The organism is Gilliamella apis, from assembly GCF_002142155.1.
Taxonomy (GTDB): Bacteria; Pseudomonadota; Gammaproteobacteria; order Enterobacterales; family Orbaceae; genus Gilliamella; species Gilliamella apis.
Window position 1 is genome coordinate 24,344 of the sequence record NZ_NASD01000018.1, and the last position, 15,264, is coordinate 39,607.

Genomic DNA, 15,264 nt, shown 5'->3' on the forward strand with positions numbered 1-15,264 from the left:
TTCCTATCCAATTGATTTTTTTGATCAAAAAAAGATAATAAAACTGTTGTTATATTTATTATATCAAATCATTTTTAACCGACGAGTATACTACTTACTCGATAAGACTCAAAATAAAAAGCAGTAATTATCTATATTTCAAATAATATTTGAATCAGATTTTTAACCATTAACTCTTTTAATTTAAATGAGAAATTTAGCTTAAAATTAATTGCAATTCTTATATTTCGTTACTAATACGTTGATTAATAAATTACCATCAATACATGATAGAACAGTGCCAAAATTGCGAACAAATTGTCGATTTTAACTGTATTGTCAGTAAATTATTCAAGGATTTTACGTATTATCTCACAATATTTTTATATTTTTAAATAAAACAAATAAATTGATTAAATAATTTTGTTTTACATCTAATTAAAGAGTAACAATATGTGGAGCACAAACCTTACTCCATCTTTTTTACAATTATTAGGTTCTTGCTGTTTTTATTTAATTTTAATTATCATCAGTTTAATTCAGTTTGCCGATACATCACTAAATTGTTATACCTATATTTTAATTTTAGTTTTAATCGTTGAATGGTGGCGTAGTGTCAATTATTTCAGAACTATTAACGGAGAACTGGCATTATTTGATTATATACATCAAATTTATTGGCATAAACAACGTTGGCATTTAATACGAAAACCACTTCTTTTACGTTATGTGGTAATTTTAAATCTAAAATCATGTCGCGATGGCAAAAGAAGAGTATTGTTTTTAATGATCGATAATCTTACACCTAATGATTGGCGCACATTACACTATCATTTAAAACAAATTGATTTATCGTAATGAAAATGAATTTAATGGAGAATTATTCAGATCAATTTATTAATGTGATTTTTTAATCCAATATTCAAATGGTACTGATTCAATTTGCGCGTTAACTAATTGATGGTCCATATGCCGACAAAAGCTAGGAATATCACGAGTTGTAGCCAAATCATCAGCTATAACATGTAGAATTTGGCCAACAGCTAATTCTCTAATCGCTTTACGAACTAACATAATGGGTTCTGGGCAACGCAGGCCCAGAGTATTAAGATCTTTATCAACAATCATATTTATGGTTAATATAACTATTCAAATTAAAGTAAAAGATTAGCTAAATAGTGAGGTACAGCATCATCAGCATTAGAGCCAATTACTTCAAGTTCAGGAAGTAACGACTTAAGTTCAGGGCTCGCATCTTTCATAATACAGCCCTTCCCTGCCATTTTTAACATTTCATAATCATTCATACCATCACCAAAGGCAATACTGTCTTTAAGTTGATAACCTAAGCTTTCAACCACTAACTTTAATGCACTACCTTTAGTTACATTTTCCGCCATTACTTCAAGACAGTTTGCTGTGGAAAAAGCAATACTAACTTTTTTACCAAATTGTTGTTCAATTTTGTGTTTTAGTTCGACTAAGTGATGGTTATGTGCAACATCAGAAGTAGTAAAATAAATTTTGGCAATATCATCAGCAGCAAAGTTACGCGGGTCGAAAAATTGATATTTAAATTGTGTATCAGTGAAAAAACTAAGCGAATATGCATCTGGTTTATTAATTAACCAATCATCACCACGATAAACATGTGTATAAATATATGGACTGTCCTGACAAATTTGTGCTAACTCACAGGCTATATTAGCTTCAAAGCTGCGACTAAAAACTAAATTACCACGACTATCATGAACTCTGGCACCATTTGCGGTTATCATAAAAGCATCGATTTCCATATTTTCGCGCATTTGGCCAACATCGATATGGTGTCGACCAGTAGCAAAGGCAAAATGAATGCCCATTTGACGTAAAGCTTGAAGAATTTTTTTAGTAAATGGCGATAAGCTATGCTCAGTATTTAGCAAAGTACCATCTAAATCAGAAGCGACAAAATGAAACATGATATTCTCAACTTTTATAATAAATTGTAATTTTAGCGGCTATATTTTGCTGTGAGTTAATATGCTCAAAACAAAGTAACAAAATAAGATTGAGTATGATACAACTCCATGACTATTTACTCAACTAATTGCGGCGTAATAAAGATAACTAATTCTCTTTTTTGTTGTTTTTTTGCTTTGTTTTTAAAAGCATTACCGATAATGGGTACATTGCTAATGCCTGGAACGCTATTTTTACTAACATTATTAATTTGTTGGAAAATTCCACCTAATACAACAGTTTCACCACTTTTAATTTTGACTTGTGTTCTAATTTCCTGTGTTTCAATAGCTAGCGCTTCGCCCCCATCACGTCGCTTTATTGAACGACCAGCCGTATTTTGTGTGATATATAAATCTAATATCATTTGATCGTTAGCAATAATTTTCGGGGTAACTTCTAAACCTAATACAGCTTGTTTAAATTCGATGGATGTTGATCCATTACCACCATTTGAAACTTCGTAAGGGATTTCTGTGCCTTGTTTTATCGAAGCCATATTTTGATTTGCCGTTAACAAATTCGGACTTGCGATAATTTCTAACTGGTTTTCTGATTCTAGTGCCGAAAGTTCAAGATTTAACAAACTTCCGGAAAGTTTTGCTAAATTGAAGCCAACCGAAGATGCTGCATTGGTGACACCAAAGTCAACATCAAACTTACTCAATACTTGTGATGAGTGCCCGGTATATCCCCACTTTATGCCTAACTCATCCATACTTTGCTTATTCATTGTGACAATATGAGCCGAAATATGTACTTGAGGAATTGGCTGATCCAAACTTTTAACTAATTTTTTAATGTTAGAAAATTGTTTAGACATATCGGTAATAATAATTGAGTTAGTTCTTTTATCGATAATCGCTTTACCTCGCTCAGATAATAATCCTTGTGATTGAATTGTTTCAACTAGATTACTAAGGTCAGCATGATTAACTGGAATAGTTAGTAAAGTTAGAGGCTCATTTAACTGCAGTTCTTTTTGTTCTAGTAATTTTTTTTGAAGCAACTCCTCTGGATCATCAGCTTTTGATATAAATAAGATATTATCGTCAATTTCAGCGCGTAAATTTGCAGAATTTAAAACAACTGTTAATGCTTTTTGCCATGTAACATTTTGTAGTTTAATGGTTTGTTTGGTTGACAAATCATCGACCATGACTAAGTTCATTTGTTTATTGTCAGCAAGTGCTTGCAAAATTATGGCAATGTCTGTTTGATAAAAATTTATAGAAACTAGATCGTCCGATTCAGCACTTGATAAAGTTTTAGGATTTGCCCAACATGACATAGAAAAAAGAATAGCTAAAATAATAATATTTAAATATTTTTTTGCTAATTTTTTTAATATTTGACTAATTTTAAACATTAATTATAACCTTAAACTTGAATAGTCACTTATTTTGTCAACGGCATTGTCCATAACACATTATGATTGCAATAGTTAGGTAAACTTGCTTGCCATAAAAGTTTATCGTCTAAGACAGCACTTATAGTCCATGGAAACAAAATATGCGGTATAGTATTATCAGTAATCGCTAACCAATTATTTTCAGAAAAAAGCCATAATTGTTGGTAATGGTTCTCTATGCGATGGATATAACCTTTATATTGCCAAACTTGGATCTGTTTATTAAGAATATCTGTCTGCTCCTGACAACTAAAATTAATAGTTTGTAAAAAAGGATCCCTTGTTAAATGAATATCTGCATTAACATTAAAACAACAAATCATTAATAAAAAAGAACTGATAATAAGATAATGATTCATTTAATATCCCTTTTAATCAATATGCTAAATTTAATTAGCAAATAAGTATCTTGCTTATCAATAATAAAATTCTGAAAATCTAAATAATAAAAATTGTCATTTAACTCACTAATAAATTGCATAAAATTAATAAACTGCCCTTGTAGCTCAATATGCCAATAACTTGACGTTTCATTTTTCTCATATTTAAAGGAAGTTAAATGCAATTGATTACGTTTGATTGCTTTAGCAAACTCAAGTTCTGTTAGTAAAGTTAGCGAACTATTTTTAGCAGATTGATAACGTTCAATTTTTGATTGAAGTAATTTAATTGTCGTTTTCTTTTCTTCATATATTGCAATTTGCATCTCAGTTTGTTGTTTTAATTCTTGAATAAAAAACTGATAACAGATAAAAAACACAATTGAAGGTAGCAAAAAGCTAATTAAATATTGTTGCCAAATAGGTCTATAAAAAAAATCATTATTCATTTAACTCAATATCCATTTGAAATAACAAACTGTCTCCAATATTTTCAATATTTTTCACTTGGCTACTATTTACCTCATGACTGGATAAAAGTTGCTGATTAAAATTAATAATATCTACATAATTAATACTTTGACCGGTAATTTTTATCTTTTGTGCTTCATATTCATACAATCTTAACCAAATTGTCTCCGGCAGAATTTCTGCAAACATTTGTAGCGATTGTTGAATCTGTTTTTGACTTGGTGAAGGATTAGGAATAAAACTTGCTAATTGAGCAGACAATTGCTGTTCTAGCGCTTGTTGTGTTGATAGCCGTTTCGAATATTGAGTAAATGTAGTTTGGCTATCAAGTAAAAGATAAAAGAAGAAACAACTCAATAAACCAATAAAGCTAACCATGAAAAGTAGTAATTGAAACTGATGCTGCCTTGCTTTTTGCTGGCGCCAGGGTAAAAAATTAAATCTTATATTTTCAAACTTACTATTAATAGAAAGCAAAGTTAAACCATGCTTTTTGGATAAATCTATCCAATAATTGGCTGTATCACTCTCACAAATAGCAATCATAATGGTTTTCGGATGGCCTGCTAATGACACAAAGTCGAAAAACATATTGTTTGCCGGTAACTGAAATTGTTTACTGATTATTGATTTTACATATAAAGTTAATTCTGCTGAATTTAACTTCACCTCAGGATAAGCCGTTTTCTGAAACTGAACGTAACTTTGGCCTAAATTCAGTGCTATTGCGGTTAATTTGGGCTGCTGTTTTTTTAAATTTTGTATCAGTTGTTCAATATCAGTCGAGTTTTGATAAGGAATATCAGCTAAATTTTTATTATTAGAATGTTGGTTAAGGGCTTTAATAGTTACCACTTGATAGCTTAATATTTCTGGTTCGATTGTAATAACAGCACATTTTTTATTAAAAAACATCATATGAATCTTAAATAATGTTGATTGGTGATATCAAAAATCATAATCATAATTAGCTGAAGATAAGCCAACAATATGCATATTTGCGAAGTATTATCCAAAAAATGTCTAAAATTAAACCGAACAGGGTTAATTTTAAGGAAATTTAAAAAAAAAGGTTGACTGAAATAAGACGTGCCTTATAATGCACATCCACACGGTAAGGGTGATTAGCTCAGTTGGGAGAGCACCTCCCTTACAAGGAGGGGGTCACTGGTTCGAACCCGGTATCACCCACCAATTCTTACCGTGATGTTTTAGAAATAAAACACTTGGGGTGATTAGCTCAGTTGGGAGAGCACCTCCCTTACAAGGAGGGGGTCACTGGTTCGAACCCGGTATCACCCACCACTTTTACTTTCTTAATGGGTTGTTAGCTCAGTCGGTAGAGCAGCGGACTTTTAATCCGTTTGTCGAGCGTTCGAATCGCTCACGACCCACCACTTTTTTTTCTCTTTCACCTATTCCATTACAGATAAATTACTTAGCGATGAGAACGCTAGCGTTCGACAAATTCGTCTGGAACGAATTTGAACAACATAAAGTGTTGGCCCTGAAAGGGTGAGGCACACGATGTGCCGAATAATCTGGCTCACGACCCACCACTTTTTTCTCTTTCACCTATTCCACTACAGATAAATTAGTTAGCGATGAGAACGCTGCGTTCGACAAATTCGTCTGGAACGAATTTGAACAACACAAAGTGTTGGCCCTGAAAGAGTCAGGCACACGATGTGCCGAATAATCTGGCTCACGACCCACCATTTTTTTTTCTTTCACCTATTCCACTACAGATAAATTACTTAGCGATGAGAACGCTAGCGTTCGACAAATTCGTCTGGAACGAATTTGAACAACACAAAGTGTTGGCCCTGAAAGGGTGAGGCACACGATGTGCCGAATAATCTGGCTCACGACCCACCATTTCTTTTTCTGTTTTACTTATTCCATTAAAAATAAATTACTTAGCGATGAGAACGCTACGTTCGACAAATTCGTCTGGAACGAATTTGAACAACACAAAGTGTTGGCCCTGAAAGGGTGAGGCACACGATGTGCCGAATAATCTGGCTCACGACCCACCACCTCTTTTTCTGTTTTACTTATTCCATTAAAAATAAATTATTTAGCGATGAGAACGCTAGCGTTCGACAAATTCGTCTGGAACGAATTTGAACAACACAAAGTGTTGGCCCTGAAAAGGTGAGGCTCACGATGTGCCGAACAATCTAGCTCACGACTCAACATTTTTACTAACCAAAAGAAAATTATTGATACTTTTGTAAACTTGCTTATAAAATAGCTAAATTACATAACGACAATAGATTTATCTATAACGAATAAATTCGCTACAGTCCTTTTACAGTAATAAAATTACTGGGTATATAATGAAAAAATTAATTCTAATCCTATTATTAGGTTTGTTCACTTATAGTTCGGCTTTTGCTGATGAACAACCTGAATTAAATTTTGAAAGTGAATATCAAAAAGCTACAGAACAAAATGATCCTGAGGCTCAATATCATGTTGGAATAATGTATTTTAATGGTTATACAGTTAAAAAACGGATATTTAAAGGTATTGAACAAGGGGCAATTAATGAGCCCGAACAAAAAACTGAACCGGATTATAGCAAGGCAAAAGAATGGTTTGAAAAAGCAGCTAAACAAGGACATATTGGAGCTCAACATAGTTTAGCTATGTTGTATTATAACGGACAAGGTACAAAGCAAAATTATCTAAAAGGTATTGAATGGGATACTAAAGCAGCGCAAAAAGGAGATCCTGTAGCACAATATACTTTAGCAACTATGTATTATAAAGGCACCGGTGTTAAACAGAATTATTTTAAAGCTAAACAATGGTTTGCTAAAGCCGCAGAACAAAACTATTTAGATTCTAAAGACCATTTGGCAGTAGTTTCCAAAAAAGTTCAGGCAATTATCAAGAAAAATAATCAAGCAAAAAAACAAAAAACTAGCAGCGTAGATTGTGGATGTAGTTAAAGCAGAAAAAAATTATCATATTTTTTAATTTATTGCTTATTTATAGTTAAAAACTCCACTGAAAATAATAATTGTGCTATTGCCTTAACTTAATTCAATAGCACAAAATAGACAACTTAAAGCGTTAAACCATAACCTAATGGATATAATGCCTGCATGTCGTTTGCTAAATCAGAAGATTGTTTTATAACACTATTCATTGAGTCTGGTAATGCAAATGGTAATTTAGCGCTGAATGGTTTACTATCTAATAAACGTTTAAATAACACATCATCATTTACACCAAAATTTGCAACCACTGCATTTGCTATTTGTTTTACTGGAGTTAAAACTGCTGGTCTATCTAAATAAACAGTGACAACAACTGGATGTTTTTTACTTGCTTCATTAATAAATTTTATATCTTTATCATCAGCAGTATATTCTAGTGAACCTTCATGATATCTTGCACCAAAGAAGTAATTTTTATGTTTTTGTTCATAAGGCGCATTAAATCTAGCAACAACCACATCAGCTTGATCTAATTTATCAACAATAGTTATTTTACCTTTTAAGGTATTTTTAGCATCTTCAGCAAAACCATATAAATAGACTTTACTACTGGATTTCAATGGCAGAATCTTATCTTTATTTTCTAATAACACCAATGAATCAAATTGCGCTTTATCAGCAACTTTTTGGAAATCTTGATTGCCAACGAAACGGCTTGCTTCATTAGGATCAACATAAGGATTTTCAAATTGTCCTAAAGCAAATTTTTGCGTCAAGATTGCTAAAACTGCACTATCAATAGTTTTTTCATCCAGTTTATTGTTTTTTACAGCTGACACAATAACAGAGCTATTGCTCACTCCACCAAATTGTTGAACACCGGCTTGAATAGCTTTAATAAAACGTTGCTCAACAGTAAGATCTTCTACTCCCCATGGCATTCCTTCCGCTTTAGGAGCTATATCAGGCGGGTTACCGTTGATACAAACTTCATTACAATCTTTTGTAATATTCCAATCACTAATAATCACCCCTTTAAATTGATAAGTATCTCGTAATAGATCTTTCAATAAATAGCGATTAAAACCTCCGCCGACAGGTTCTATTTTATGATCATTTAATTGGGCATTTTTTAAAATAGAATAAGTCGGCATAATTGCAGCCACATTGACCTCAAATGCTCCAGTGAATGGTATGATATGTTGTTCTAAACTGTTTTTATGAGTATAGAGTGCATATTTACCATAAGAGTTATGGCTATCTAACCCATCTTCTGCAGCGCCATAACCAACCCAATGTTTAACGACGGCAGCCACACTTTGTGAATTTAAGCCAAGTTTGCCATTTTGCATACCTGAAATATAACCACGCACCATACTTTTACTTAGCATTGGATCTTCGCCAAATGTACCTTCAAAACGAGACCAACGTGGCTCAGTTCCTAAATCTGCCATAGGAGATAAAGCCTGAGTTACCCCTAGTGAACGATATTCTTGTCGAATAATGTTTCCATACTCATTTATAATTGACTCATTACCAATCGCCGCCATACCTAATGTCCCTGGCCATTGGCTAAATCCAGCTTTACTCGTTACTTTATTGCCATAATAGAAAGTATTTCGGGGATCAACACTAATGGTAAGAGGAATAGCCAGACGAGAGGACTCTGCAATTTGTTGTAATTGATTATTTTGCTCAGCAAAATCTTTTGGATTCACCTCTAAACGAGTAATTAAACTATTTACCTTATCATCAAGCACTAACTGTTTAATTTCTTCTAAATTATACTTATCTCCATGACCAAGCTCATCACCTAAACTTCTGGCATTACCATGCATCATCAGCCCTGCTTTTTCTTCTAACGACAATTTGCTAAGTAGATCTTTAGCACGAACTTCAGGCGACAAACGCCAATCTTCAAAAGGAGACAATTTGCCATCTTTATCAAAGTCTTTAAATTCTAGATTATCAATTACAATTTTCTTTAATTGATGGCTTTTAATCTCAACCTGCTCAATAGCAACAGCTTGACCAACAGCCAAAGCCACACTAACCAATAATGCTAATTTCATTCGTTTATTTGTCATAAGAACTCCTTGTCTATTTACTCAGTATCCAATTAATTTTGCATACCCGCTAAAACCGATATTCTATAGTTATTAATATATTTGGCTTTCTTAAAGCAAAAAAACCTAAACACCTTGTTGAGTAAGATGTTTAGGTTTTGCCCGAAAAGTTATGTAAACTAAACAGTAACAATCCAAATTTATAAATTAGCATAATATTAAAAACTTAATCTTGTCATAAACAAAAAATATTATAATTGTGATAAATATCACGTTATTATTAGATTAACTAAACATATTCTAGTTATACATTGATAATGATAAAAATTTTTAATGCCAATTAACTAAATAATGCTACATATATGAATGTATTTAGTAACAATAGATATTAAATTTTAGGGACAAATAAGGTGAAATAGTGACCAGATTAATAGTAATGATTAGCTTATTTTTATTTGCAATAAATACCAGCTTTGCAGTTGAAAATATTGAGGCTTTTTTTGATGAGCAATATAAAAAAGCAACGCAGCAAAATGATGCTGAAGCTCAATTCTATTTAGGCCGCATGTATCTAAAGGGTGAAGGAGTTAAACAAGATTTTACCAAGGCAAAGGAATGGTTTGAAAAAGCAACCGAACAACATCATATGAGTGCACAAGCAGTTTTGGGTTCAATGTACTTTTTTGGTAATGGAATTGATAAAAATAAACAAAAAGGTAAAGAACTGATTGAAGAATCAGCATTAAGTGGAGATCCCATCGGTCAATTTTACTTTGGTGTTCTATATGAAGAAGCCGAACCCCAAAAGACATACAAAGGAATTGAAAAAAATATAGATAATAGTGGATTTTATCAAGACTTTGTCAAAGCTAGAGAATGGTATGAAAAAGCCGCACAACAAGGAAATATGCAAGCAACTTATAATTTAGGCGTTCTTTATGCAAATGGTCGTGGTGTTGAAAAAGATGAATTTAAAGCAAGACAATATTATGAAATAGCTGCAAAAGGTGGTGATTCTCATGCAAAGCATAATTTAGCTATAATGTACTACAATGGTGAGGGAGGACTAACCAAAGATTTGGCTAAAGGTGTAAAATTGGATATCGAAGCTGCCAAACAAGGGTCACCATTAGCACAATACAATTTAGGCTTATTTTTCTATGAAGGTACTTATTTTAAGCAAGACTATACCAAAGCCAGAAAATCATTTGAGTTTGCAGCCGCTCAAAACGAAGCAGGATCCCAATACGTGTTAGCAATTATCTATGAACAAGGGCTGGGAGTTGATAAAGATCCAGAACGAGCCAGACATTATTATTATCTAGCTTGTCAAAATGGCTATGAAGAAAGTTGTACTCATGCTAACGCTAATTAATTTTCAAGTTGAGTGTTGTGGGGAAATTAACAACATTCAACTGCCATAAATAACATAAAAAATAAGTCGGTAAGCAATATAGAACATTACGACGCCTACAATTGAGTCCAATATAACCCACATTCTTTTTTGTTTAAATAATGGTATAAGTAACCGAGCACCATAACCAATACCAAAAAACCAAATAAAAGAAACACAAACAGCACCAATTAAAAATGCCCATTTTTGCTCAGTTGATAAAGTGCCAGCTATACCACCAACAATTACAATTGTATCTAAATAAACATGGGGATTAAGTAAAGTAACAGCCAAAGTAGACAATATAACCTTAGTTAGTGCATTTTTTTGTTGCTGAGTAGAATCAATTTGCATAGTGCTGTTACCTTGTATTGCACTCTTGCAGGCATTAAATCCATACCAAATCAAAAATAAAGCGCCAAAAATGGCAAGCACGTCGGTAATGATAGGATTACTACTAATAAATACTCCGACTCCCCAAATACCGATAGCCATCAAGGTAAAATCACAGATAAAACAAATACCAGCGACAAAAAAGATATGATTTTTTAATAACCCCTGCTTAAGTACAAACAAATTTTGTGCTCCAATGGCTATAATCAAACTCGCCGAGATCATCGAGCCACGTAATATTTCCGTCAGCATTGAACTTAACATCCTAAATAAGAAGCATTATACAAAAAGGTTATGCGTATAACTATTAAAACAACAATGATTATGCATCCTTTATAAAAAAACAGTCATACAATTATTAATCATTAAAAATCTGGAAGTTAACTAATTGAAATATGATTAATTAAAAATGTATACAACAAAGTTTTATTATCGTTGAGTTTATTATCTTATTTAGCACAAATAAAATTATCAGCTTATTTGTAGATTGGTAAAAGCGGTAGTATTTTCTATTAAGCTTATAGCAAACATTGTTAGATAAATTGCAAGGTAACTATCAATAAAGAAACTGATTAACTATTTTGCTATCTCCCTGTTATTCGTTACAGTAAAACTTGCGATTACTTAGAGGAAGAGGTTAAAAAACCCCTTTCCTCAAATTTTTTGGCTTAGAAAATGCTTTTAAAACATTTTATCGGTTATAAATTCAGACAACTAATAGCTTGATTAGACAAAATCTTGATTATTTATTTGTTTCTAACCAATCGATTTGGCATTTATTTTTATTTAAAATAAGAATGATTATTCCTATAACTAACCAAATACCACCGATGATTTTTGCATAATTATCAATATGTAACAATACAGGTAACAACACTGCAATGCCAATAATAGGGATTAAAATATCAAATAAATTAGCTCGCCAACCATTCGAACGTTTTTTAAATTTAAAATAACCTATTACTGATACATGTAACATAATAAATGCACATAAAGCACCAACAATAGATTAAACAATGCAGACTAATATTAGCTGGTTATTTACTTATAACTATCTGTTATAAGAAAGTTATTAAACATGATCCCTTATTTCATAAGTGTAGGACATTTTAGCGGTCTTACCTAACATAATTGAAGCACTACAATATTTTTCAGATGCAAGTTTAATCGCCTTTTCAACAGCCTCGTTATCGATATTATTACCAGTAATTACAATATGAAAATTAATTGAGGTATACACTTTTGGCGAAGAGGTGGCTTGAGTTTTATCAATGTCGATCCAAAGATCTCGAACATCCTTTTTATTATTTTTCAAAATAGCAATAATGTCGTAAGCCATACAACCTGCAGCACCATGTAACAAAAGCTCCATAGGTCTAGCACCACGGTTTCGACCGCCATGTTCAAGACCGCCATCCATTACCAAGGAATGTCCACTTGCGGTTTCAGCTAAAAAACCAAACTCATCAATCCATTTCAAACGATCTTTCATTATTTTCCCCTTTCATCAAAAATCAACTAAACATATTTATTCATATTAATTGCTAAATAACATAAGTCTTTTTAAACGATATGTCATCTTTTGAATTATTTTTCTGGTATAAATCATCAATAATTAACTATCTACTGGTATTTTTAGATAGCCTCAGTACAATATTGCCATAGTACATAACCAATACTATTTTAAATAGACTTGCTAAAAAACTGATTATAACTAATAAATAATCAAATAATTAGTTTTATGAATGCACAACTTAAGGATAGAGTATGATTATTGAATTTATTATCTTGCTTTGTATAGGCGCATTGGCTGGATTACTGGCAGGTATGTTTGGTATTGGTGGTGGAGCGTTAATTGTACCAGCATTACTTATGCTACTCGATTATTTTGGTCATGGCGGGCAATGGATAAACCATATCGCTGTGGCTTCATCTCTAGCAACGATCATTGGTACTAGTTTATCATCAAGTTGGGTTCAGAATAAAAATAATAATATTGTCTGGTCGATCTTAAAAAAGATGGTGTTAGGTTGCATTATTGGCACTATTGGTGGCTCCTACATGACACCTTATATTCCCGGTATTTGGCTCAAATGGATTTTTATTGTTTTCCTCATCTATACAGGCAGTAAATTTATTCTAAAAACTGGAAAAGTTGCGAAAAAACAAGATAACCAATCGACATCATTACCTAACATAATCTATGTATTCATCGGCGGATTAATTGGTGTATTCGCTGCATTAGTTGGTGTAGGTGGTGGTGTGTTAGTGGTACCTTTTTTAAAGAAATGCGGCGTGGATATGCGAAAAGCAATCGGTACTTCTGCGGCATTTACCTTACCTGTTGCCCTTGGCGGTACTATTGGTTACATCATCGCTGGATGGAATATCCAAGAACTACCAAAATACAGTTTAGGGTTCGTCTATTTACCCGCAGTATTATCAATTATGTTAGCTAGCATACCAATGGCAAAAGTCGGCGTTCAAATTACTCAAAAATTACCAATAAATAAACTAATTAGATATTTTGGTATCTTCTTATTATTAATTTCAGTCAAACTTATCGTTTCTTAATTTGCAATTAAAATCCTTGTTCTCAAAAATATTAACCGCTCTTATTTGGCGCGGTTAATATGACGTCTCTATTTATCCCAAACGAGAATTATTTTACCTGGCTCTATTTTAGTTATTCACTCTCAATTCAAAAAATAATAACTAAGATGAAGAACAGAGAGCATAAAAACTGAAGGGTTCGTAAAAGTTAATGGCTGGATTGTACATATAAACATCCCCGCCATACGGGTAAACAATAAACTGCTCACTTCCTGATTGATCTCTAGTCCAATACAAATAATAGTGACCTGTACCCGCACCAATGTAGTTGGTTAGGTATCCCCATTCAGTAAAAAATCCAGCATTTATTCGACGCTGGTAGTGATTACCAGTAGATGATGGTATGGCTCCGATAGCACCCTGACAGTTATCAGCACTCCATGGTCCTGAACAAACCGCATTAGTTAAGTCCTTAACTTGAGGTACACGGTAACCAATACTGTTACACCATGATAATGCTGAATTATAGTTAGAAATTTTATTACCTCGATTGATGAACCATTGCTTTAATTGAAAACCATATTTGATAATTGCATTACCTAAACTATCTCTACCAACCAACTCAAATGTCTGGGGTAAAGAAGGTCTATATATAATACCAGGAGAATCTGATTGCCATTGAACTTCGTTAGCAACGGGGCCTGTTAGTGTAACACGAACAGAGGTACCCGAAGAATTAGGCGTCATGGTAGCAGTTATTCCATCATGAGTAACCGGATCCCATCTCAATGGCCCTACACCACCAATATCTAAATCAAAATATAGATTATTAGCACCAGTTGTTGGGAAATTCAAACCATAAGATGAAGGATCCCTAGACTGCACAATAAAACCTCTACTTGGATCCCACATTGAAGCCGGACCACGAAAGTCTATACCACTAATCTCAGTATCTGAACCATATCTTAATGTAGGTTTCGCAAAACAGATCTTTGGAGGAGCTTTAGGATTAATATAATAAGTCGCACTACTACCACTAAAATCACTACTTTTAGGTACACCATATTGGGTAGATAATGTACCACCATCACTACTCAATACGACTTTATAAGGTGCATTACAAATATCTAATGCGGTATTACGCGATATTTTTTGATTATTTTTATCAGTAATGGTGAGCGTTAAATTACCTGTAACTGCAATACCATTACTGCCTTGACCATCGCCATCATCATCCCGCCAATAATTATAGGGCGCTCCAATAAGTGTATTTAATGCAATTGAATTCGCATTGGTTGGTACTAACATATTAACATTAATTAATGTCTCATTTATATCCGGCAATATAATCGGATTGGTCGACGAATTATTATTTGGCGAATAAGTTCTACCATCAGATAAACTGATACCAAGTAAATTATTCATATCAGTAACGCGAGTTTGACCACCATCAAAGGTTAAATAAGGTGCATTACCATGAATAAAATTTGTTGTACTAGTCGTCAAAGCGAAGCTACTAAATGGAAGCGATAAAAAAAGTAATACTGAAGTTAAATAGAGCGGACTCGATAAAAATGAACTTAAAAATAAAGTTGGTTTTACAGGTTTGGTGTTTGGTGTTTGGTGTTAAAATTATAACGCATCGCGACAATCCTGTCAAGTAACA

The 15,264-nt window shown here is 32.9% G+C and carries 15 protein-coding genes and 3 tRNA genes; 7 read left to right on the plus strand and 11 right to left on the minus strand.

Annotated elements, in window-relative coordinates:
* Positions 1 to 432 precede the first annotated feature (432 nt).
* The gene (locus B6C84_RS08720) at positions 433 to 837 is read left to right on the plus strand and encodes a protein YgfX (protein WP_086320363.1); all 405 of its coding nucleotides are present in this window, start codon (positions 433 to 435) and stop codon (positions 835 to 837) included.
* A gap of 39 nt (positions 838 to 876) precedes the next feature.
* Here B6C84_RS08720 and tusA read toward each other — a convergent pair whose 3' ends face one another.
* The 6 genes from tusA to B6C84_RS08750 form a co-directional block, all read right to left on the minus strand.
* Positions 877 to 1,107, minus strand: a complete 231-nt coding sequence (gene tusA, locus B6C84_RS08725) for a sulfurtransferase TusA (RefSeq protein ID WP_034902442.1) — start codon at positions 1,105 to 1,107, stop codon at positions 877 to 879.
* A gap of 26 nt (positions 1,108 to 1,133) precedes the next feature.
* Positions 1,134 to 1,940: a Cof-type HAD-IIB family hydrolase gene (locus B6C84_RS08730; protein WP_065579353.1), complete on the minus strand. Its 807-nt coding sequence runs from the start codon at positions 1,938 to 1,940 to the stop codon at positions 1,134 to 1,136.
* Positions 1,941 to 2,056: 116 nt separating this feature from the next.
* A complete protein-coding gene (locus B6C84_RS08735) occupies positions 2,057 to 3,349 on the minus strand; it encodes a secretin N-terminal domain-containing protein (protein ID WP_065613433.1) in 1,293 nt (430 codons plus the stop codon).
* Between the two features lie 29 nt (positions 3,350 to 3,378).
* The gene (locus B6C84_RS08740; RefSeq protein WP_086320361.1) at positions 3,379 to 3,750 is read right to left on the minus strand and encodes a hypothetical protein; all 372 of its coding nucleotides are present in this window, start codon (positions 3,748 to 3,750) and stop codon (positions 3,379 to 3,381) included.
* The gene (locus B6C84_RS08745) at positions 3,747 to 4,220 is read right to left on the minus strand and encodes a hypothetical protein (protein ID WP_086320360.1); all 474 of its coding nucleotides are present in this window, start codon (positions 4,218 to 4,220) and stop codon (positions 3,747 to 3,749) included. The genes B6C84_RS08740 and B6C84_RS08745 overlap by 4 nt, the downstream gene beginning before the upstream one ends.
* Entirely contained in the window at positions 4,213 to 5,157 is a 945-nt protein-coding gene (locus B6C84_RS08750; protein WP_086320359.1) for a PilN domain-containing protein, read from the minus strand. Before B6C84_RS08750 ends, B6C84_RS08745 begins: the two co-directional genes overlap by 8 nt.
* A gap of 203 nt (positions 5,158 to 5,360) precedes the next feature.
* Here B6C84_RS08750 and B6C84_RS08755 point away from each other — a divergent pair.
* The 4 genes from B6C84_RS08755 to B6C84_RS08770 all read left to right on the plus strand — a co-directional run bounded on the left by B6C84_RS08755 (position 5,361) and on the right by B6C84_RS08770 (position 7,202).
* Positions 5,361 to 5,436: transfer RNA gene (locus tag B6C84_RS08755), tRNA-Val, on the plus strand.
* Positions 5,437 to 5,471: 35 nt separating this feature from the next.
* A tRNA-Val gene (locus B6C84_RS08760) sits at positions 5,472 to 5,547 on the plus strand.
* Positions 5,548 to 5,563: 16 nt separating this feature from the next.
* Positions 5,564 to 5,639 (plus strand) — tRNA-Lys (locus B6C84_RS08765).
* A 945-nt stretch (positions 5,640 to 6,584) separates the two neighbouring features.
* Positions 6,585 to 7,202: a tetratricopeptide repeat protein gene (locus tag B6C84_RS08770; RefSeq protein ID WP_086320358.1), complete on the plus strand. Its 618-nt coding sequence runs from the start codon at positions 6,585 to 6,587 to the stop codon at positions 7,200 to 7,202.
* A gap of 116 nt (positions 7,203 to 7,318) precedes the next feature.
* Here the strand turns inward: B6C84_RS08770 and B6C84_RS08775 are convergent, their stop codons facing one another.
* A complete protein-coding gene (locus tag B6C84_RS08775; protein ID WP_217332123.1) occupies positions 7,319 to 9,280 on the minus strand; it encodes a glycoside hydrolase family 3 protein in 1,962 nt (653 codons plus the stop codon).
* A gap of 397 nt (positions 9,281 to 9,677) precedes the next feature.
* Between B6C84_RS08775 and B6C84_RS08780 the strand changes: the two genes are divergently transcribed.
* Positions 9,678 to 10,634 carry a tetratricopeptide repeat protein gene (locus B6C84_RS08780; RefSeq protein WP_065613439.1) on the plus strand — a complete coding sequence of 319 codons (957 nt, stop codon included), beginning with the start codon at positions 9,678 to 9,680 and terminating at the stop codon, positions 10,632 to 10,634.
* A 36-nt stretch (positions 10,635 to 10,670) separates the two neighbouring features.
* On the opposite strand, the gene B6C84_RS08785 is transcribed toward B6C84_RS08780, so the two are convergent.
* The 3 genes from B6C84_RS08785 to B6C84_RS08795 form a co-directional block, all read right to left on the minus strand.
* Positions 10,671 to 11,297 carry a LysE/ArgO family amino acid transporter gene (locus B6C84_RS08785; protein ID WP_174565011.1) on the minus strand — a complete coding sequence of 209 codons (627 nt, stop codon included), beginning with the start codon at positions 11,295 to 11,297 and terminating at the stop codon, positions 10,671 to 10,673.
* 490 nt (positions 11,298 to 11,787) lie between these two features.
* On the minus strand, positions 11,788 to 12,024 hold the full coding sequence (locus tag B6C84_RS08790; protein WP_065613441.1) for a hypothetical protein: 237 nt from the start codon (positions 12,022 to 12,024) through the stop codon (positions 11,788 to 11,790).
* A gap of 93 nt (positions 12,025 to 12,117) precedes the next feature.
* The gene (locus tag B6C84_RS08795) at positions 12,118 to 12,537 is read right to left on the minus strand and encodes an OsmC family protein (protein ID WP_034902772.1); all 420 of its coding nucleotides are present in this window, start codon (positions 12,535 to 12,537) and stop codon (positions 12,118 to 12,120) included.
* Positions 12,538 to 12,812: 275 nt separating this feature from the next.
* Between B6C84_RS08795 and B6C84_RS08800 the strand changes: the two genes are divergently transcribed.
* Positions 12,813 to 13,619 carry a sulfite exporter TauE/SafE family protein gene (locus B6C84_RS08800; protein WP_065651289.1) on the plus strand — a complete coding sequence of 269 codons (807 nt, stop codon included), beginning with the start codon at positions 12,813 to 12,815 and terminating at the stop codon, positions 13,617 to 13,619.
* 141 nt (positions 13,620 to 13,760) lie between these two features.
* On the opposite strand, the gene B6C84_RS08805 is transcribed toward B6C84_RS08800, so the two are convergent.
* Positions 13,761 to 15,104, minus strand: a complete 1,344-nt coding sequence (locus B6C84_RS08805; RefSeq protein WP_086354217.1) for a hypothetical protein — start codon at positions 15,102 to 15,104, stop codon at positions 13,761 to 13,763.
* Positions 15,105 to 15,264 lie beyond the last annotated feature (160 nt).